The organism is Microbacterium sp. UCD-TDU (genome assembly GCF_000340625.1).
GTDB classification, from domain to species: domain Bacteria; phylum Actinomycetota; class Actinomycetes; order Actinomycetales; family Microbacteriaceae; genus Microbacterium; species Microbacterium maritypicum.
In genome coordinates, this window is sequence record NZ_KB454447.1 from 127,965 (window position 1) to 147,320 (window position 19,356).

19 protein-coding genes are annotated in these 19,356 nt (G+C 67.0%); 10 read left to right on the forward strand and 9 right to left on the reverse strand.

Annotated features, from left to right (window positions below; all coding sequences use genetic code 11):
• Positions 1–96: 96 nt before the first annotated feature.
• The 6 genes from D514_RS30955 to D514_RS30980 form a co-directional block, all read right to left on the reverse strand.
• On the reverse strand, positions 97–609 hold the full coding sequence (locus tag D514_RS30955; protein WP_017830252.1) for a GNAT family N-acetyltransferase: 513 nt from the start codon (positions 607–609) through the stop codon (positions 97–99).
• 2 nt (positions 610–611) lie between these two features.
• A complete protein-coding gene (locus D514_RS30960) occupies positions 612–1,016 on the reverse strand; it encodes a RidA family protein (RefSeq protein ID WP_017830253.1) in 405 nt (134 codons plus the stop codon).
• 81 nt (positions 1,017–1,097) lie between these two features.
• Positions 1,098–2,909, reverse strand: coding sequence for a ubiquinol-cytochrome c reductase cytochrome b subunit (locus tag D514_RS30965; protein WP_017830254.1), 1,812 nt, complete (start codon positions 2,907–2,909; stop codon positions 1,098–1,100).
• Positions 2,906–3,982: a ubiquinol-cytochrome c reductase iron-sulfur subunit gene (locus tag D514_RS30970; RefSeq protein ID WP_017830255.1), complete on the reverse strand. Its 1,077-nt coding sequence runs from the start codon at positions 3,980–3,982 to the stop codon at positions 2,906–2,908. Before D514_RS30970 ends, D514_RS30965 begins: the two co-directional genes overlap by 4 nt.
• Before the next feature lie 36 nt (positions 3,983–4,018).
• Positions 4,019–4,822: a c-type cytochrome gene (locus D514_RS30975; protein WP_017830256.1), complete on the reverse strand. Its 804-nt coding sequence runs from the start codon at positions 4,820–4,822 to the stop codon at positions 4,019–4,021.
• A gap of 20 nt (positions 4,823–4,842) precedes the next feature.
• Positions 4,843–5,400, reverse strand: a complete 558-nt coding sequence (locus D514_RS30980) for a heme-copper oxidase subunit III (RefSeq protein ID WP_227751204.1) — start codon at positions 5,398–5,400, stop codon at positions 4,843–4,845.
• A 288-nt stretch (positions 5,401–5,688) separates the two neighbouring features.
• Here D514_RS30980 and trpD point away from each other — a divergent pair, with 288 nt between their 5' ends.
• Entirely contained in the window at positions 5,689–6,759 is a 1,071-nt protein-coding gene (trpD, locus tag D514_RS30985; RefSeq protein WP_017830258.1) for an anthranilate phosphoribosyltransferase, read from the forward strand.
• Positions 6,760–6,761: 2 nt separating this feature from the next.
• A complete protein-coding gene (locus D514_RS30990) occupies positions 6,762–7,748 on the forward strand; it encodes a PHP domain-containing protein (protein WP_031206008.1) in 987 nt (328 codons plus the stop codon).
• Positions 7,749–7,767: 19 nt separating this feature from the next.
• On the opposite strand, the gene D514_RS30995 is transcribed toward D514_RS30990, so the two are convergent.
• Positions 7,768–8,706, reverse strand: coding sequence for a 5'-3' exonuclease (locus D514_RS30995; RefSeq protein WP_036323574.1), 939 nt, complete (start codon positions 8,704–8,706; stop codon positions 7,768–7,770).
• Positions 8,707–8,795: 89 nt separating this feature from the next.
• Between D514_RS30995 and D514_RS31000 the strand changes: the two genes are divergently transcribed.
• Complete coding sequence (locus D514_RS31000; protein WP_017830261.1) at positions 8,796–9,521, forward strand: hypothetical protein; 726 nt, start codon at positions 8,796–8,798, stop codon at positions 9,519–9,521.
• Between the two features lie 15 nt (positions 9,522–9,536).
• Here the strand turns inward: D514_RS31000 and D514_RS31005 are convergent, their stop codons facing one another.
• A complete protein-coding gene (locus D514_RS31005) occupies positions 9,537–10,226 on the reverse strand; it encodes a PKD domain-containing protein (protein WP_017830262.1) in 690 nt (229 codons plus the stop codon).
• A 110-nt stretch (positions 10,227–10,336) separates the two neighbouring features.
• Complete coding sequence (locus tag D514_RS31010) at positions 10,337–10,894, reverse strand: hypothetical protein (protein ID WP_144053045.1); 558 nt, start codon at positions 10,892–10,894, stop codon at positions 10,337–10,339.
• Positions 10,895–11,133: 239 nt separating this feature from the next.
• Here D514_RS31010 and rpsA point away from each other — a divergent pair, with 239 nt between their 5' ends.
• The 7 genes from rpsA to D514_RS31045 all read left to right on the forward strand — a co-directional run bounded on the left by rpsA (position 11,134) and on the right by D514_RS31045 (position 19,352).
• Entirely contained in the window at positions 11,134–12,588 is a 1,455-nt protein-coding gene (rpsA, locus tag D514_RS31015; RefSeq protein ID WP_017830264.1) for a 30S ribosomal protein S1, read from the forward strand.
• Positions 12,589–12,730: 142 nt separating this feature from the next.
• Entirely contained in the window at positions 12,731–13,579 is an 849-nt protein-coding gene (locus D514_RS31020) for an ABC transporter ATP-binding protein (RefSeq protein ID WP_017830265.1), read from the forward strand.
• Positions 13,576–14,616 (forward strand): aliphatic sulfonate ABC transporter substrate-binding protein, encoded by a 1,041-nt coding sequence (locus D514_RS31025; RefSeq protein ID WP_017830266.1) that lies wholly within the window; start codon positions 13,576–13,578, stop codon positions 14,614–14,616. The genes D514_RS31020 and D514_RS31025 overlap by 4 nt, the downstream gene beginning before the upstream one ends.
• The gene (locus D514_RS31030; protein ID WP_017830267.1) at positions 14,613–15,473 is read left to right on the forward strand and encodes an ABC transporter permease; all 861 of its coding nucleotides are present in this window, start codon (positions 14,613–14,615) and stop codon (positions 15,471–15,473) included. Before D514_RS31025 ends, D514_RS31030 begins: the two co-directional genes overlap by 4 nt.
• Positions 15,464–17,473 (forward strand): acetate--CoA ligase, encoded by a 2,010-nt coding sequence (gene acs / locus D514_RS31035; protein WP_017830268.1) that lies wholly within the window; start codon positions 15,464–15,466, stop codon positions 17,471–17,473. Before D514_RS31030 ends, acs begins: the two co-directional genes overlap by 10 nt.
• Positions 17,470–18,774: an O-acetylhomoserine aminocarboxypropyltransferase/cysteine synthase family protein gene (locus tag D514_RS31040; RefSeq protein ID WP_017830269.1), complete on the forward strand. Its 1,305-nt coding sequence runs from the start codon at positions 17,470–17,472 to the stop codon at positions 18,772–18,774. Before acs ends, D514_RS31040 begins: the two co-directional genes overlap by 4 nt.
• Positions 18,771–19,352: a CoA-binding protein gene (locus D514_RS31045; protein ID WP_017830270.1), complete on the forward strand. Its 582-nt coding sequence runs from the start codon at positions 18,771–18,773 to the stop codon at positions 19,350–19,352. The genes D514_RS31040 and D514_RS31045 overlap by 4 nt, the downstream gene beginning before the upstream one ends.
• Positions 19,353–19,356: the final 4 nt, after the last annotated feature.

A 19,356-nucleotide genomic window follows, 5' to 3' on the forward strand; every position in this document is an offset into this window, starting at 1 on the left:
GCGTCGTCGTCTCCAGCGGATTCCGGTCGCGCGGCGTCCGATTGCCGTCAACGACAGTCGGACAGAGCTTGTGAGGGTGCTCGGAGCGCCGACCGCTCAGAGCGTGGCGGTCATCTGCACGCGAGGGCCGTGCTCGAAGAGTCCCAGACGCTCTTCGACGAGTACGAGCTCTCGGAGCATTGCCGTGTCGGGCTCGCTCTCGACGAAGCCGCACGAACCGTAGAACGGTGCGTTCCAGGGCACGTCGGTGTAGGTGCGCAGCGTGACGTGGGTGTGGCCGCGTCGCCGCGCCTCCGCCAGTGCGGCCGTGACGAGCTGACGACCGATGCCACGACGTCCGAACGAGGGGAGTACCGAGAGCTGTTCGAGATGAGCGTGTCCGTCGATCTCGAGGACGTGGACGAAGCCGACGACGATCGGTGCCGCGACGTCGTCGGCGAGCTCGGCGACCAGGACGAACCCCGGTGACGCTGCACGATCATGTGCCGGCGCCGGGGGAGGCCAAGAGACGGCGCCGAACAGGTCGATGAGCAGGGCATCGGCGGTGAGCTCGATCTGTTCTGTCAGCGCATCGTCCCTCGGCGTGGAAGGGCGTATGACGATGTCCATGATCAGTCGGTGACGGCGGCGATCGCTTCGATCTCCACGAGCTGGTGGTCGTAGCCGAGCACGGTGACTCCCAGAAGGGTGCTGGGGACGTCGTGAGCGCCGAAAGCGGCGTGGACAACGTCCCAGGCCGTCACGAGGTCGGCCTGGGCGGAGGACGCCACCAGGACCCGAGTGCTGATGACATCCGTGAGGGTGGCGCCGGCGACATCGAGCGCCGCCTGCAGGGTCTCCACACAGCGCGCCGCCTGGGCCGCGTAGTCGCCTGGTGCCGCGGTCGTGCCGTCATCGTTCAGAGGGCACGCTCCGGCGAGGAAGATGAGCCGGGATCCCGCCGGTGCGGTCGCGGCGTAGGCGTACGGAGTGTCGGCGAGGGAGGTGGCGCGGATCAGCTCGACGGCGGATGACATGGGTGGATCCTCTCATTCGGGGACTAACGATGAAGGCCCCGTCCGTATGGACGAGGCCTTCATCAGATGGGGGAGTGGCGACTACTCGCCCTCCTCCGACTTCTTGCGAGGCTTCTTCACCGGCTCGGTCGCGATGACCGTGCTGGGGGTGTTCGGCGTCTCGTCGACGTGCGTCTCATCGACCGTGAGCGGGGCGTCGGGGAATCCTGCGCGCTCGTGAGCGCCCTGGATCTCCGCGGCCTCGGTCTCGTCGTTATGAGCCGTGACGTGGTGCTGGTGAGCGTCTGCTGCCTCGACCTCGGCCTGCGTGAGCGGTGCCAGGCGGTCTTCGAAGAACCAGCGGGAGATCGAGGAGCGGAGGTTCTCCGTCCACGGGATACGTCCCTTCGCGTTCGGGCGCACCACGAGCGGCTCGTACGTGTCGACGTCGATGAGCTTCCAACGGTCGTACTTGTCGACCGGCTGGTGCACCTCGATGAACTCTCCGCCGGGAAGGCGGACGATGCGACCGGACTCGAAGCCGTGCAGCACGATCTCGCGGTCCTTCTTCTGCAGCGCGATGCAGATGCGCTTCGTGACGAAGTAGCCGAGGATCGGGCCCAGGAAGAGCATCGCCTGCAGCGTGTGGATGACGCCTTCCATCGTGAGCATGAAGTGCGTCGCGATGAGGTCGGACGAGGCTGCAGCCCACAGGACCGCGTAGAAGATGACACCGGCCACACCGATCGCCGTGCGCGTCGCGGCGTTGCGCGGGCGCTGAGCGATGTGGTGCTCGCGCTTGTCGCCCGTAACCCACGCCTCGATGAAGGGGTAGATCGCGACGAGCACGATGAACAGACCGAGCACGAGGACCGGCGCGATGATGCCGAACGACCAGGTGTGGTCGAGGAAGACGATGTCCCAGTTCGACGGTGCCAGACGCAGGGCGCCGTCGGCGAAGCCGATGTACCAGTCCGGCTGCGTGCCGGCGGAGACGGGGGACGGGTCGTACGGTCCGTAGTTCCAGATCGGGTTGATCTGGAAGAAGGTCGCGATCAGCACGATGGTGCCGAAGACGATGAACAGGTATCCGCCCATCTTCGACATGTACACCGGCATCATCGGGTAGCCCACGACGTTGTCGTTCGTGCGGCCGGGGCCGGCGAACTGCGTGTGCTTGTTGATGATCATGAGCATCAGGTGCACCACGATCAGTGCGATGACGAGCATGGGCAGCAGCAGGATGTGCAGCGTGTACAGGCGTCCGACGATGTCGGTACCGGGGAACTCGCCGCCGAAGAGGAGGAACGAGGTCCAGGTGCCGATCAGGGGGAGGCCCTTGATCATGCCGTCGATGATGCGAAGACCGTTGCCCGAGAGCAGGTCGTCGGGAAGCGAATAGCCGGTGAAGCCCTCTGCCATCGCGAGGATGAAGAGGATGAAGCCGATCACCCAGTTGAGCTCACGCGGCTTGCGGAACGCACCTGTGAAGAACACGCGGAGCATGTGCACGCCGATTCCGGCGATGAACACCAGCGCGGCCCAGTGGTGGATCTGACGGACCAGCAGACCGCCTCGGAGGTCGAAGGAGATGTGCAGCGACGATTCCAGCGCTGCGGACATCTCGATTCCACGCATCGGCGCGTAGGCGCCGGTGTAGTGGGTCTCGACCATCGACGCGTCGAAGAAGAACGTCAGGAAGGTTCCGGAGAGGAACACGACGACGAAGCTCCACAGCGCGATCTCACCCAACATGAACGACCAGTGGTCGGGGAAGATCTTGCGTCCGAGCTCCTTGACGAAGCCGGAGAGGCTGGTGCGCTCATCGATGTAGTTCGACGCGGCACCGACGAAGCGGCCGCCGAGAGGTGCCTTGGTGTCGTTGTCGTCTTTGGACAGCGTTGCGGTGCTCAATGGCGCTCCCAGAAGCTCGGGCCGACGGGTTCCGTGAAGTCGCTGCGTGCGATCAGGTAGCCCTCGTCATCGACGGTGATGGGCAGCTGCGGCAGCGGACGTGCCGCCGGGCCGAAGATGACCTTTGCGTGGTCCGTGACGTCGAACTGCGACTGGTGGCACGGGCACAGCAGGTGGTGGGTCTGCTGCTCGTACAGTGCCACGGGGCATCCGACGTGCGTGCAGACCTTGGAGTAGGCGACGATGCCGTCGTAGGACCAGTCCTTGCGGTCCTCGGCCTCGATCAGCTGCTCGGGGCGCAGGCGCATCATCAGCACGATGGCCTTGGCCTTCTCCTCGAGGTAGCCGTCGTGGTGGCTCAGCGTCGCGAGCTCTTCCGGGATCACATGGAACGCGGATCCGAGCGTGACGTCAGCGGCGCGGATCGGGGTGCCGTCGGGGTCGCGCACCAGGCGCGCTCCCTCTTCCCACATCGTGTGCTTGAGCAGCACGACCGGGTCGCCCGCCGTGGGGTCCTCCGGAGTGGAGTGCGGCGCCAGGCCACGGAACAGCGTCACGCCGGGGATGATCGAGGCGACGATCGCTGCGAACAGCGAGTTGCGGATCATCGAGCGACGACCGAAGCCGGACTCCTCGTTCGCGTCGGAGAAGGCCTTGATGGCAGCTTCCCGCGTGGCGTCCGTGCCACGGGTGGGGTGGCGGTGCTCGATGAACTCCTTGTCGGACATGAGCGCCTTGGACCAGTGGATCGCACCGATACCGAGGGCCAGCAGCGCGAGGGCGATGCCGAGACCGATGAAGAGGTTGTTCTGCCGGATGTCGATGAGCGCGCCGCTCTCGATCGGGAACAGCATGTAGGCGGCGACCGCCCAGATGCTGCCGGCGAGCGAGAGGTAGAACAGCGTGTAGACAGTGCGGACAGCGGCCTTCTCAGCGCGCGGGTCCTTGTCGGTCATCCGCTCGCGGTGCGGCGGAAGCCCGGGGTTCTGCACGGGATCGCTGACTGCGACACCCAGCCCCGGAGAGGGCTGGTAGGCCCTGTCAAGAGCCTGCGAGTCGTCGTCGTGTGCCATGGTGCTCCTCGTACGTTCCTCTTCGATGATTAAGCGTCAGTTGGACTTCGCCGTGATCCACACGGTGACGGCGACGAGTGCGCCGATACCGAAGATCCACACGAACAGGCCCTCGGAGACCGGTCCGAGCGAGCCCAGCGAGAATCCGCCGATCTGCACGGACTGCTGCTGGAAGAGCAGCGCCGAGATGATGTCGCGCTTGTCTTCGTCGGACAGGTTCATGTCGCCGAAGACGGGCATGTTCTGCGGACCGGTGACCATGGCCGCGTACATGTGCAGTGCGCTGGTCTCGCTGAGTCCGGGGGCGTACTTGCCCTCGGTGAGCGCTCCACCGGCGGCGGCCACGTTGTGACACATCGCGCAGTTGACGCGGAACAGCTCCGCGCCCTTGGAGACGTCACCCTTGCCGTCGAGGATGTGGTCCGACGGGAAGGTCGGGCCGGGTGCCTCGGACTGGACGAAGGACGAGATCGCGAGGATCTGGTCCTCGGTGAACTGCGGTGCCTTCTGCGGTGCCTGCGGTCCCTGCATCTGCAGGGGCATGCGACCGGTCGACAGCTGGAACTCGGTTGCCAGCTCGCCCACGCCGTAGAGGCTGGGGCCGTTGGCCGTTCCCTGCAGGTCGAGACCGTGGCAGGTGGCGCAGTTTGCCGTGAACAGCTTCTTGCCGTCTTCGACGGTCAACTGCGAGGTCGCGGCCGACTGGGTGTCGGACGCAGCGAACGCGGCGGACGCTCCGGCGTACACAGCGCCGGTGATCATGAGGCCTGCTCCGATGAGCGCCGCTGCCGCCAAAGGGCTGCGACGACCGCCGGAACGGCGCTTCTTCTCTCGTGCCATCTCGGGGATCAGCTCCGCTCTTATTTCAGGAAGTAGATAACGAGGAACAGCACGATCCAGACGACGTCGACGAAGTGCCAGTAGTAGGACACCACGATCGAGGAGGTCGCCTCCTTGTGCCGGAAGTTCTTGACGGCGTATGCACGGCCGATGACGAGCAGGAACGCGACCAGACCACCGGTGACGTGCAGGGCGTGGAAGCCGGTCGTCAGGTAGAACGCGGAAGCGTAGGAGTCGGCGCTGATCGGCATGCCTTCAGCGACCAGCTGGGCGTACTCCCAGACCTGGCCGGAGACGAAGATCGCGCCGAGGGCGAAGGTGAGGAAGAACCACTCGACCATTCCCCAGCCGAACAGGCGACGGCGCCCGGCGCCGTTCTTCTGTCCCTTGCCGATCTTGTAGGGCTGCAGGTCCTCCGCCGCGAACACGCCCATCTGGCACGTGAACGAGGAGAGCACGAGGATCGCAGTGTTCACTGCGGCGAACGGGACGTTCAGCAGCTCTGTCCGGTCTGCCCACAGCTCCGGGGAGGTGCTGCGGAGGGTGAAGTAGATCGCGAAGAGTCCCGCGAAGAACATCACCTCACTGCCGAGCCACACAATGGTGCCGACAGCTACCGGGTTGGGCCGCTTAATCGTTCTCGCCGCCGGGGCATACGTCGCTGAGGTCGTCACCCCTCCATTATGGCCGATCCGCGGGCGTGATTCTTGCACCGGCGGCCCTCGAATACCCTGCCTTGGACTTAGGGGACCCTAAGAAAACACTGCGAATACCCGGTGAATCCGCGGGAAACAAGGGGTGAGGGCGCTGTGCACGTGCGTTCGGAAGCATCTGCATGTTTTCTCTGCGCCGATAGGATCGCACACATGGCTGATTCCCTGACCTGGTCCGACGTGCTCACCTCTCTGTTGGAGCGCCGTGATCTCAGTGTGTGGGAGTCCACATGGGCCATGCGCCAGATCATGCAGGGAGGCGTCACCGAAGCGCAGTTGGCGGGCTTCCTCGTAGCCCTCCGTGCGAAGGGGGAGACGATCGATGAGATCGTCGGTTTCCGCGATGCGATCCTCGAGGCTGCGGTGCCCCTTCCTGTCTCACCCGACGTGCTGGACATCGTCGGCACCGGCGGTGACCGTGTCGGCACGGTGAACGTCTCGACCACGGCGGCGATCATCATCGGAGCGACGGGTGTGCCCGTGGTCAAGCACGGCAATCGTGCGGCGAGCTCCGCCTCCGGGTCCTCCGACGTGCTGGGAGCCCTCGGGCTCGAGCTGTCCCTCGACCCTGCCGCCGTCGCATCCATCCTCGACCGCACCGGCATCACCTTCGCCTGGGCAGGAGCCTTCCACCCGGGCTTCAAGCACGCCGGGCCCGTGCGGGCGGAGCTGGGAGTGCCGACCGTCTTCAACATGCTCGGACCGCTGTGCAACCCCGCTCGTGCCGAGGCCAACGCGGTCGGCGTCGCGCAGATCGAGCGCGTCCCGCTGATCACGGGTGTGTTCCGTACACGTGGTGCGACGGCGCTCGTGTTCCGTGGCGATGACGGACTCGACGAGCTGACCACCACCGGACACAGTCGCATCTGGGAGGTCACCCGCGGGGACATCCACGAGCACGACCTCGATCCCCGCGACCTCGGCATCCCGATCGCCGATCTCGCCGACCTCATCGGCGGCTCGCCCCAGCACAATGCGGAGGTGCTCCGGCGCACTCTGGCGGGGGAGACCGGCGCCGTGCGTGACATCGTGCTGCTCAACGCCGCGGCGGGCATCGTCGCCTTCGAGCTCTCGCAGGATGCCACTCAGGTGCAGCGGCCGATCCTGGAGCGCCTGCGTGAAGGCTACGACAAGGCCTCGGCGGCGGTCGACGACGGTCGCGCCCTGGCGAAGCTCGACCAGTGGATCTCGGTGAGTCGCGAACTGGCTGCTCCGAAGGAGTGACCGTGGACCCCGTCGACGCGCTGCTGGAGATCGCCTCTCTGCTGGAGCGTGAGCGGGCGTCGCGGTATCGAGCGAAGGCATTTCGTCAGGCCGCGGCGACTCTGCAGGACCTTCCCGACGACGTCCGCGCCGATCCCACCCGACTGCGTGCGGCGAAGGGCATCGGCGAGTCGACGTTCGCGGTGATCCGTCAGGCTCAGGCGGGGCAGGTTCCCGACTACCTCGTCGAGCTGCGGGGAGATGTCGAACCCGAGCGTGTCTCCGAGCTTCGCGCGAAGCTCCGCGGCGACCTGCACGCGCATACCGACTGGTCCGATGGAACGACTCCGCTCTCCGTGATGGCTGCTGCTGCACGCGCCCTCGGGCACGAGTATCAGGCGATCACCGATCACTCGCCGCGCCTTCGGGTGGCCAGGGGGCTCTCCGCAGAGCGGCTGCGCGAGCAGGTGCCCTTGGTCCGTGCGGAATCCGGTGACGGTTTCACCCTTCTCGCCGGCATCGAGGTGGACATCCTCGACGACGGGACACTCGACCAGGAAGAGGCCCTGCTCGGCGAACTCGACATCGTCGTGGCATCGGTGCACTCCAAGCTGCGCATGGACTCGCGTCCGATGACCGCGCGGATGATCGCCGCGGTGTCGCACCCGAGGGTGAACGTGCTCGGACACTGCACAGGTCGACTCGTACAGGGCGAGCGGGGCACGCGCCCGCAGTCGGCATTCGATGCGGCAGCGGTCTTCTCCGCCTGCGCCGACAACGGAGTGGCCGTCGAGATCAACTCCCGGCCCGAGCGTCAGGATCCGCCGGATGAGCTGATCGCGATCGCCCTGGAGGCGGGATGCCTGTTCTCCATCGATTCGGATGCTCATGCTCCCGGTCAGCTCTCACTGCTGGACCACGGCGCCGAGCGTGCGGAGCGTGCGGGGATCCCCGCGTCGCGGATCGTGACGACGTGGGGGCTCTCGCGTCTGCTCGCCTGGGCGGAGTAGACCCGGCTCCGCCGCCCTGTCAGCCGGCTTTGAGCGCGGCGTCGGACACCGCCGCGACCGCACGGGTCATGGAGCCGCCGAGGTTCCACTTGTCCGCGAGTGCCGTGGCCGCGTCCACCTCTGCGGGGTCGAGCACTCGAAGCGGGACGTCGGGCGCGGTGAGGGGGAGCGAGGTGGCAACGGCCACCACGGTCGGCGCGACATCGAGGTAGGCGGAAGCCGCGAGCAGCTTCGCGCGCACTCCGGCGCTCATGCCCTCTCCTGCCTCGGCGGCGGCGCGGATGCCTTCGAGATCGGCGTGCGCCTGGAGCAGGGTCGCCGCGGTCTTCTCGCCGACGCCGGCCACACCGGGGAGTCCGTCTGAGGCGTCCCCGCGCATGGTGGCGAAGTCGGCGTACTGCGAGGGGAGCACGCCGTACTTCGCGACCACCGTCGCATCGGTCACGATCTCGAGGTTGCTCATGCCGCGTGCGGTGTAGATGACCCGCACGTCGCGGGCGTCGTCGACGAGCTGGAACAGGTCACGGTCACCCGTGACGATGTCGACCGGCATCGTCGCGGTGGTCGCGAGCGTGCCGATCACATCGTCGGCTTCGTATTCCGCGACCCCGACGATGGGGATCCCGATCGCCGCGAGCGTCTCGCGGATGAGGGGGATCTGGGCTTCGAGAGGGTCGGGAACCTCTTCGACGTCTGGCCCGCTCTCGACGACTTCGACGACGCGGTGCGTCTTGTAGCTGGGGATGAGGTCGACGCGCCACTGCGGGCGCCAGTCGTCGTCCCAGCAGGCGACCACATGAGTGGGCTCGTAGAGCGTGACGAGCTTGGCGATGATGTCGAGCAGACCGCGTGCCGCGTTGATCGGCGAGCCGTCCGGCGCAGTCACCTTGTCGGGGACGCCGTAGAAAGCGCGGAAGTAGAGGCTGGCGGTGTCGAGCAGCATGAGGCGATCGGTCACGAACGACAGTCTGGCACGGGCATGTGGCGCGGGCCGGCTCATGTCGGTCGCAGACTGAGACGATCCGCTCGGTGGGGACACTCACGGGTATGAAAGCTCCTCTTCGCACGTTCTCGTCCCTCGTCCTGGGCGGGGTGGTGCTCGCCGCGGCACTGACCGGATGCGCGACGTCGGCGGGAACTTCTCCGGTTCCGGAGTCGACGTCCTATCCGAACACCTCTGACACGTCCTATGCCCCGAAGGCGGCGTGGCTCGATGGAACGTCTTTCGTGTTGAAGACGTGGGGCGATGCGTGCGTGCCGCAGATCGGGGACATCGTGGCGGGGGATCAGTCCCTCGAGATCGTGCTCGTCGAAGGGCAGGACGAGGTGTGTGCGGCCGTGCAGACCGCGCACGGAACTTACATGGGATTGCCGGCCGGGTTCGATTCCTCACGCCCGGTTGAGCTGACGGTGACCGACGCGGCAGGCATGAAGAGCGAGCTCACCCTGCCCGGGCTCGCGGACGGGGAGATCATCCCTGCGGACAGGATGTCTCCGCAGACACCGGCGGCGACGTGGATCGATGAGCACGAGCTCGCGATCCTGACGTGGGGGTCGTCGACGTGCATGCCGGCCGCCGGAACCGTCGAAGTCATCAGCGAGATGGAGGGGATCGTCCGGCTGGAGCCGAGCGCGAACGAGGTCTGCACGATGGATCTGGTTCCGCAGTTCACGTTCGTGCCGGCGGAGGGCGTCGCCGCGGATGCGAAGCTGACGCTGGAAGGCTATGTGGATGCGGACGGTGCTCCGGTCGTCGTGACCGCCGTACGTTAGTCCGCGTGCGTCGTCTCAGCAGCCGGGTGCGGACGGTCGCTGCGCGCAGGTGGACGCCACGAGCGCGGTGTGCGCCTCGAAGATGCGTATCTCTCGCGCGGGGCCGGGGACCGTGAGGTCGCCGGCGACCGGGAACCAGCCGCCGCCGAGGTCGACTTCGGCGGCGTAACGGACCGTGACGTGCGCCTGGTACGTGCCCCGTTCGCTGTACACATGGCTCGTGGAGGTGGGGGTGAACGGTGATTGACCGAGCGCCGACCACGTCTGTCCGCCTGTGCCCGAGGTGGCTGACGTGCCGTCTCCGTGCACGAACTCATAGCCGACAGGCGTGAAGCGCACGCTGAGCGGTGCGCCGAAAAGCGTGCCAGAGCGCGTGTGCACGGATGCCGCTGCGATGAAGTTCGTCGGCATCCCGGCCACGCCGACGTTGTCGGGCTCGCCCTCGCTCGTGACCGGATCCGGAGCGAACTGCGCGAGGTCGTCGATAGTGATCACCGGCGCTGCAGGCGAGTCCTCACCCGGTGACGACGGCTCCTCATCGACCACAGCGCGGAAGCAGCCGCGGGAGCTGTTCCAGTCGTCGAGACAAGTATCGAAGTCGAACTCGTGCACGGGGAAGACAGGGGAGGGCGGGGAGCCGGGGCGCGGGGCGCTGTCGCCGGGGCCGTCGGACGAGGTCTGGGTCTGCGTGCCGGAGATGGTCAAGGAGTTGCCATTATTGCTGCAGCCAGCTACCCAAGCGACGGCCACGTTGCAGGAGCTAGTTGCCGACGCCGACAACAAAGGCACCTGGACGAGAAGCAACAAGGAGGCGATTACGACGCGCACGTGAATGTGTCTGTCGGATCTTGGGCTGAGATCGTGACGAGTCCACTGCCATGCGCTCCGTCAAAGGTGACCAGCATGGGTTGTCGGGCGGGTCGATCGGGAGAGACTACGGATGAGCCGGATTCGTCGACAACGTCGACCTCGGTTACATCAACGCAGACATTCGCTGAGATGGTTCCGCTAGCGAGATCCGCGGAGGCTCCGGCGAACGAGTCGTACTTTGTGAGCCCGATCGTGCGAACCTTCGCAGCATAGAACTCGCTAAAGACCTTCCTCGTTGACGCTTCACTTGCGCCGGACAGCAGCACGTACACGGCGTCGAATGTCGAAGGGTCGCTGAAGTCGACCTGGTTTACCGCATCCGTGTAGGCCCGATACGTCTCTTCTGCGGCGGCGAAGGCTTCTTCCTCCGAGGCGAAGGCCGCGGTGGGGGTGGGCGTGGGCTCGGGCGTCGGCGCACAGCCCACGAGCATCACGACGATCGAGACCATCATGAGCACACCGGAACGACGGGACATGGCGGAGGCAGTTGTCGGCGGAATCACCCCGTCACGGTAACCCGGAGGGTCGACGGCCCGTGTGAGTTATCCACAGCGTGATGCGCGGGGGAATCCGACTCCTGCAGTGTCGGAAGTTCTGATAGCGTTAACTGTCACTCGTGGCGTGCATACGCGTGCCCTCGTGGCGAGAAAGCCAAAATCCAACTGCTGTGAAGCATGCAGTCGGCCGTGCGCGGCCGTTGCCTCCCAGCCCGAGTCTCCATTCAACAAGGACAACCCACTACATGACTACCGCAACGACCGCCCCGGCCACCAAGCAGGTCGCCATCAACGACATCGGATCTGCTGAGGACTTCCTGGCCGCGGTCGAGAAGACCCTGAAGTTCTTCAACGACGGCGACATCATCGAAGGCACGATCGTCAAGATCGACCGCGATGAGGTCCTCCTCGATGTCGGCTACAAGACCGAGGGTGTCATCCCCTCGCGTGAGCTCTCGATCAAGCACGACGTCGACCCCAACGAGGTCGTCGCTGTCGGCGATCTGGTCGAGGCCCTCGTTCTCCAGAAGGAGGACAAGGAAGGCCGTCTGATCCTCTCCAAGAAGCGCGCACAGTACGAGCGTGCCTGGGGAGACGTCGAGAAGATCAAGGAGAACGACGGCGTCGTCACCGGTACGGTCATCGAGGTCGTCAAGGGTGGACTCATCGTCGACATCGGCCTCCGTGGCTTCCTCCCGGCTTCGCTCATCGAGCTGCGCCGCGTCCGCGACCTCACGCCGTACCTCGGCCAGGAGATCGAGGCGAAGATCCTCGAGCTCGACAAGAACCGCAACAACGTCGTCCTGAGCCGCCGCGCGCTGCTCGAGCAGACGCAGTCGGAGTCGCGCACCACGTTCCTGAACAACCTGCACAAGGGTCAGGTTCGCAAGGGTGTCGTCTCGTCGATCGTCAACTTCGGTGCGTTCGTCGACCTGGGTGGCGTGGACGGCCTCGTGCACGTCTCCGAGCTGTCCTGGAAGCACATCGAGCACGCCTCCGAGGTCGTCGAGGTTGGCCAGGAGGTCACCGTCGAGATCCTCGAGGTCGACCTCGACCGCGAGCGCGTCTCCCTGTCGCTGAAGGCGACGCAGGAGGACCCGTGGCAGGTCTTCGCCCGTACCCACGCGATCGGTCAGGTCACGCCGGGTAAGGTCACCAAGCTCGTTCCGTTCGGTGCGTTCGTTCGCGTCGCAGACGGCATCGAGGGCCTCGTCCACATCTCCGAGCTCTCCAGCAAGCACGTCGAGCTGGCTGAGCAGGTCGTGTCGGTCGGCGAAGAGGTCTTCGTCAAGGTCATCGACATCGACCTCGAGCGTCGTCGCATCTCGCTGTCGCTGAAGCAGGCCAACGAGTCGGTCGACCCCAACGGCACCGAGTTCGACCCGGCCCTGTACGGCATGCTCGCCGAGTACGACGAGAACGGCGAGTACAAGTACCCGGAGGGCTTCGACGCCGAGACCGGTGCGTGGAAGGAAGGCTTCGACGCCCAGCGCGAGGCATGGGAGCAGGAGTACGCTGCAGCCCAGGCTCGCTGGGAGGCGCACAAGGCTCAGGTCGTCAAGGCGGCCGAGGCCGAGGCTGCGGCCGGAGACGACTTCGGTGGCCAGTCCTTCACCAGCGAGGCTGCCGGCGCCGGCACCCTCGCGGACGACGAGGCTCTCGCCGCTCTGCGCGAGAAGCTCTCGGGCGGCAACGCGTAAGCAGCATTCTGAAACGGGTCGTCACCTCGCCTTCGGGCGGGTGTGGCGGCCCGTTTCGCATGTCCGCGCGGCGGACTCCCGTGCGTGACGCAGCATTACGCCCGCATTCGTCGCAATCGATCCACTCGGCCAGCATGGGCACATGACCGCCCTGCTGCCCGCGCCGCGCACCACAGCCGTCCCGTCGGCGTGGGGGACCGCACAGGCGGTCCGGCTCGACGGCATCGAACGATCGTTTCCGCTGGCGAGCGGACGCCGCGACGTGCTGCGCAGTGTGGAGCTCGACATCGCCGCGGGTGAGATCGTGGCCGTGGTCGGACCCTCCGGGTGCGGAAAGTCGACCCTGCTTCGCCTCATCGGCGGCCTGGACGCACCGACACGGGGCAGCATCCGCCTCGACGACTCGCTCGTCGCCGACGTCGACGAGCGCACGGCCGTCGCGTTCCAGGAGCCCCGGCTGCTTCCGTGGCGCACGATCGCCCAGAATGTCGAGCTCGGCCTGCCGCGCGGCACCGCTCGTCGTGCCGGTCGTGAACGCGTGCGCGAGCTGCTGCACCTGGTGGGCCTCGACCATGCGGCCGACCAGCGCCCGCGTGAGGTGTCCGGCGGCATGGCCCAGCGCGCATCCCTCGCGAGAGCCCTCGCCCGCAATCCCGGCGTCCTCCTGCTCGATGAGCCGTTCGGGGCGCTCGACGCGCTCACGCGCCTGCGCATGCACGACCTGCTGCTGAAGATCCATGCCGCGGAGCCGACCACGGTCCTCCTCGTCACCCACGACGTGGAAGAGGCCCTCTACCTCGCCGACCGTGTGCTTCTGCTGCGCACCCTGGACGAAACCGAAACCGACGAGTCCTCCATCGCCCGCACGATCACCGTGCCGGGCCTCCGCCCCCGAGACCGCGCCGATCGCGGCCTCGCCGACCTGCGCGCCGACCTTCTCGAAGGCCTCGGCGTCGACACCCACCACAGCACCGCCGAGGAGAACCGATGAGCATCACCACCCGCCGAATCATCCCCGCGATCGCGATCGCCGGGACGATGATGCTCGTCGCCACCGGCTGCGTCGCCGGAGAGAACGCCGCAGCCACCGACACGAAGCCCACCGCCGGCACGACCGAATGGTCAGCCGACACGCTCTCGATCGACTTCGCCACCTACAACCCGCTGAGCCTCGTGATCCGCGACCAGGGCATCCTCGAAGACATCCTGGGCGACGATGTCACCGTCGAGTGGGTGCAGTCCGCCGGTTCGAACAAGGCCAACGAGCTGCTGCGCTCCGGGTCGGTCGATGTCGGATCGACGGCGGGATCGGCTGCGCTCCTGGCCCGGGCGAACGGCTCGCCCATCCAGGTCATCGACATCTTCTCGCAGCCGGAGTGGGCGGCGATCGTCGTCGGACCCGACAGCGACATCACCTCGATCGAAGACCTCAAGGGCGCCTCGGTCGCGGCCACCAAGGGCACCGACCCGTACTTCTTCCTGCTGCAGGCGCTCGAAGAGGGCGGCCTGTCTCTGTCCGACGTCGAGGTGCAGAACCTTCAGCACGCGGACGGCCGTGCCGCTCTCGACGGTGGTTCGGTCGACGCGTGGGCGGGTCTCGATCCGATCATGGCCGCGGCCGAGGCGGAGTCCGGAGACACGCTCATCTACCGCAACGTCGACTTCAACACGTACGGCTTCCTCAACGCCACCGAGGACTTCATCACGAACCACCCCGACCTGGCGCAGGCCGTCGTCGATGCGTACGAGCAGGCCCGTGAGTGGGCGCTCGAGAACCCCGACAAGACCGCGGCGCTTCTCGCCGAGGTCGCCGGCATCGACATCGGGGTCGCCACCACCGTGATCGAGGAGCGCTCGAATCTCGACGTGAGCGGGATCCCCGGGGACGACCAGATCGCCGTGCTCGAGAAGATCGCTCCCGTGCTCGTGGAGTCCGGCGACGTGCAGGGCGGCAAGGAGTCCGTCGACAAGGCTCTGTCGTCGATCGTGAACGACACGTTCGCCAAGAAGGCGGTCGACGGCGAGTGAGCGACCTCGACCAGCGGGTGATCGTCCCTGCGGATTCGCGAGACGCCCTCGACTTCGCCAGGGGAGAGCTCCGGCGCCCTGACCCCGACGTTCGGCGCACGTGGGATCGACCCGCAGTGCGGATCATCGCCGGGCTGGTACTGCCGGCGATCATCGTGATCGTCTGGCAGGTCGTGACGACGAATGGAGCGATTCCGTCGTACCGTCTTCCCACACCCGCCTCTGTCTTCCAGGCCGGTGTCGAGCTGGCGCAGAGCGGGCAGCTCTGGACACACATCGCCATCTCCGTGCAGCGCGTGCTGCTCGGATTCGCCATCGGATCGGTGATCGGGCTCGCCGTGGCCGGCGTGGTGGGGCTGTCGCGGCTGGGAGACGTACTGCTCAGCCCGACGCTCGCCGCCGTCCGTGCGGTGCCCTCGCTCGCCTGGGTGCCGCTGCTGATCCTCTGGATGCAGATCGGCGAGGAGTCCAAGGTCACGCTCATCGTGATCGGGGCGTTCTTCCCCGTCTACACCACGGTCGCCTCGGCGCTGCGTCACGTCGATCCGCAGCTCGTCGAGGCCGGACGATCGTTCAGCCTGCGCGGATGGTCGCTGTTCCGCGTCGTGCAACTGCCCGCCGTCGTGCCCTCCGTCATCTCCGGCCTTCGCCTCGCGCTCGCCCAGGCCTGGTTGTTCCTCGTCGCCGCCGAGCTCATCGCGTCGTCCATGGGCCTCGGCTTCCTGCTGACCGATTCCCAGAGCAGCGGTCGGGTCGACCGCATCCTGCTCTCGATCATCCTGCTGGCGCTGCTGGGCACCCTCACCAACGGCCTCCTCGTGCTGGTGGAGAAGTACCTTCTCCGACGATGGGTGTGAGCGTGACCGAGGCCCGGCTGCAGGAGACACGCGTCTACGAGCCCTCGAACGAGTTCCCGCACGCGAACGTCACGGGGGAGGCCTATGCGCGCGCGGCAGCAGATCCCGTCGCCTTCTGGGAGGATGCTGCCCGCCGCCTCGACTGGTCGGAACCGTGGCATACCGCCCATGAGTGGGAGCCGCCGATCGGCGACGCGGTTCCTGCGGCACGCTGGTTCGTCGGCGGCAGGCTCAACGTGGCCGCGAACTGCGTCGATCGACACGTCGAGGCCGGCCACGGAAACAGGGTGGCCCTGCACTTCGAGGGCGAGCAGGGCGACCGCATCGCGGTGACCTATTCCGACCTGCAGCAGCGGGTCTCCCGCGCCGCCAACGCCCTCGTCGCGCTCGGCATCCAGTCGGGCGACCGCGTCGTGATCTACCTCCCCGTTCTCGTGGAGACGATCGTCATCACGCTCGCCTGCGCCCGGATCGGTGCCGTGCATTCGCTGGTGTTCGGCGGATTCTCGGCCGAGGCCGTGCGCTTCCGCCTCGAAGACACCGGCGCGAAGCTGCTGGTGACGAGCGACGGGCAGTATCGTCGCGGCGTCGCCACCGTGGTCAAGACCACGGCCGACGTCGCGGCGGCCGGTCTTCCCGACCTCGAGCACGTGCTCGTGCTTCGGCGCACCGGTCAGGACGTGCCGTGGACCGACGGGCGTGATCTCTGGTGGCACGACGTGGTCGACACCGCTCCGTCTGCCCACGAGGCACAGGCGTTCGACGCCGAGTATCCCCTCTTCATCATCTACACCTCCGGTACCACCGGGAAGCCGAAGGGGCTCGTGCACACCTCGGGAGGGTATCTCACGCAGGCGAGCTGGGCGCACTGGGCGCACTTCGACGCGAAGCCGGACGACGTGCACTGGTGCACGGCGGACCTCGCCTGGGTCACCGCGCACACCTACGAGATCTACGGCCCGCTCTCGAACGGTCTCACCCAGGTCATCTACGAGGGGACACCGGATTCACCGCATCGGGAGCGCCACCTCGAGATCATCGAACGGTACGGGGTCACCGTGTATTACACGGCACCCACGCTCATCCGCACCTTCATGACGTGGTTCGGCGCCGAGCTGCCGAGCGGCCACGACCTGTCGACCCTTCGACTGCTCGGCACGGTCGGCGAGGCCATCAACCCCGAGGCCTGGATGTGGTTCCGGCAGAACTTCGGCGGTGACGAGCTGCCGGTGATCGATACGTGGTGGCAGTCGGAGACCGGCGCCGCGATGATCGCTCCGCTGCCGGGCGTCACGCGGCTCAAACCCGGTTCGGCGTCGGTGCCGCTGCCGGGGATCGACGCCGCGGTGGTCGACGCCGACGGGATCGAGGTGGCACCCGGTCGCTCGGGGACACTCGTCATCCGCCGCCCGTGGCCCGGGATGGCCCGCACCGTCTGGGGCGACCCGGTGCGCTATCGCGACGCGTACTGGTCGGCATTCTCCGGTCACGGACGCTTCGGCGGTTTCTACGTCGCCGGTGATGGCGCGACCAGGGACGCCGACGGGTACATCTGGATCCTCGGTCGCCTCGATGACGTCGTCAACGTCTCGGGACACCGGCTCTCCACGATCGAGATCGAGTCGGCTCTCGTCGCACACGACACGGTCGGCGAGGCGGGCTCCGCCGGAGTCTCCGACCCCGTCACCGGTCAGGCTGTCGTGGCTTTCGTGACGCCTTCCGGCCGTGCCGACGTGAATCCGGCCGACCTGCGCGCTCAGGTCGCGCAGTCGATCGGCCCCGTCGCCAAGCCCCAGCACATCGTGGTCGTGCCCGATCTGCCCAAGACGCGGTCGGGCAAGATCATGCGACGACTCCTGGCGCAGTTGTGGGAAGCCGAGCAGGATCGACGGGCCGGTCGCGAAACCCAGCCGCTCGGAGACACCACGTCGCTGCAGAACCCCTGGGCCGTCGATGAGATCGCCGACGTGCTCGCCGCCGCTGAACTGAGGACATCATGACGGAAGAACATCGCTTCGGATTTCGCACCAGGGCACTTCACGCCGGTGGAACCCCCGACGCCTCGACCGGTGCGAGGGCCGTGCCGATCTACCAGACGACGTCGTTCGTCTTCGACGACGCGGCGGATGCCGGCAACCTCTTCGCCCTGCAGAAGTACGGCAACATCTACTCCCGGATCGGGAACCCCACGGTCGCCGCTCTCGAGGAGCGCCTCGCATCGCTCGAAGGCGGTATCGGCGCCGTCGCCACGGCCTCGGGCATGAGCGCGGAGTTCATCACGTTCGCCGCTCTGGTCGGCGCGGGCGATCACGTCGTCGCCGCTGCGCAGCTGTACGGCGGAACGATCACTCAGCTGGATGTCACGCTGCGCCGCTTCGGCGTGGAGACCACGTTCGTCGCCTCGACGGACCCGGCCGATTTCGCCGCCGCGATCCGCCCGGAGACGAAGGTCGTCTACGTCGAGATGATCGGCAACCCGTCGGGTGAGATCGCCGACATCGAGGGGCTCGCCGCCGTCGCCCACGCGGCGGGTGTGCCGCTCGTGGTCGATGCGACGCTGGCGACCCCCTACCTCGCGCGTCCTCTCGAACACGGCGCCGACATCGTCATCCATTCCGTGACGAAGTTCCTCGGCGGGCACGGCACCACGCTCGGTGGCGTCGTCATCGAGAAGGGCACGTTCGACTGGGGCAACGGCAAGTTCCCGCAGATGACCGAACCCGTCGACTCGTACGGCGGCATCAAATGGTGGGACAACTTCGGCGAGTACGGATTCCTCACCAAGCTCCGCTCCGAACAGCTGCGCGACATCGGTCCTGCGCTCAGCCCGCAGTCGGCGTTCAATCTGCTCCAGGGGATCGAGACCCTTCCGCAGCGCATCGACGCGCACCTCGCGAACGCTCGCATCGTCGCCGATTGGCTCGCCTCCGACCCGCGCGTGGCATACGTGACCTGGGCAGGGCTCGAAGGGCATCCGCATCATGACCGCGCGGCCAAGTACCTGCCGCTCGGACCCGGCTCCGTCTTCGCCTTCGGGGTCGCGTCGCCAGACGGCCGAGCGGCGGGGGAGAGCCTGATCGAGAACCTGCAGCTCGCCTCGCACCTCGCGAACATCGGCGATGCCCGCACCCTGGTGATCCACCCGGCCTCGACGACGCACCGCCAGCTCACCGAGGAGCAGCTCGTCGCCGCTGGTGTGCGTCCGGACCTGATCCGCATCTCGGTCGGACTGGAAGATGCCGAGGACATCATCTGGGACCTCGATCAGGCCCTCACCGCGGCGACAGGAGCGAACCGATGAGCGCGACGACCCCGGGCGATGCGTGCGCGCTGCCCTCCGTGACCGATGAGACGGCGGCCTGCGCCCTTCCGGATGCGGTGCCGACGTCGCCGCGGCGGACCTGGATCGGGCCGACCCAGCAGGAGCGTTTCGGACTGCTGCGACGCGCGAAGTCGATCGCGATCGTCGGAGCGTCCAACAACCCCGCACGCGCGTCGTACTTCGTGGCGACGTATCTGCTCTCCAGCACGGCCTACGACGTGTACCTGGTGAACCCACGCGAGACGGAAATCCTCGGACAGCCCGTCTACGCGACCTTGAGCGACCTGCCCGTGGTGCCCGACATCGTCGACGTGTTCCGTCGGCATGACGACCTCCCCGGCGTCGCCCAGGAAGCGATCGAGGTGGGGGCGCAGACGCTGTGGCTGCAGCTCGGGTCGTGGAACGAGGACGCGGCAGCGATCGCCGAGGGCGCCGGTCTCTCGGTGGTCATGGACCGCTGCATCAAGATCGAGCACGCGCGATTCCACGGCGGACTGCATCTGGCGGGCTTCGACACCGGCGTGATCAGCTCGCGCCGTCAGCTGCTCGCCCGATGAGACA

Coding starts and splice junctions, on each gene's coding strand:
- D514_RS30955 (WP_017830252.1), bottom strand. CDS start 609: ATGGACATCGTCATACGCCCTTCCACGCCGAGGGACGATGCGCTGACA.
- D514_RS30960 (WP_017830253.1), bottom strand. CDS start 1,016: ATGTCATCCGCCGTCGAGCTGATCCGCGCCACCTCCCTCGCCGACACT.
- D514_RS30970 (WP_017830255.1), bottom strand. CDS start 3,982: ATGGCACACGACGACGACTCGCAGGCTCTTGACAGGGCCTACCAGCCC.
- D514_RS30975 (WP_017830256.1), bottom strand. CDS start 4,822: ATGGCACGAGAGAAGAAGCGCCGTTCCGGCGGTCGTCGCAGCCCTTTG.
- D514_RS30980 (WP_227751204.1), bottom strand. CDS start 5,400: ATGTTCTTCGCGGGACTCTTCGCGATCTACTTCACCCTCCGCAGCACC.
- trpD (WP_017830258.1), top strand. CDS start 5,689: ATGGCTGATTCCCTGACCTGGTCCGACGTGCTCACCTCTCTGTTGGAG.
- D514_RS31000 (WP_017830261.1), top strand. CDS start 8,796: ATGAAAGCTCCTCTTCGCACGTTCTCGTCCCTCGTCCTGGGCGGGGTG.
- rpsA (WP_017830264.1), top strand. CDS start 11,134: ATGACTACCGCAACGACCGCCCCGGCCACCAAGCAGGTCGCCATCAAC.
- D514_RS31020 (WP_017830265.1), top strand. CDS start 12,731: ATGACCGCCCTGCTGCCCGCGCCGCGCACCACAGCCGTCCCGTCGGCG.
- D514_RS31025 (WP_017830266.1), top strand. CDS start 13,576: ATGAGCATCACCACCCGCCGAATCATCCCCGCGATCGCGATCGCCGGG.
- acs (WP_017830268.1), top strand. CDS start 15,464: ATGGGTGTGAGCGTGACCGAGGCCCGGCTGCAGGAGACACGCGTCTAC.
- D514_RS31040 (WP_017830269.1), top strand. CDS start 17,470: ATGACGGAAGAACATCGCTTCGGATTTCGCACCAGGGCACTTCACGCC.
- D514_RS31045 (WP_017830270.1), top strand. CDS start 18,771: ATGAGCGCGACGACCCCGGGCGATGCGTGCGCGCTGCCCTCCGTGACC.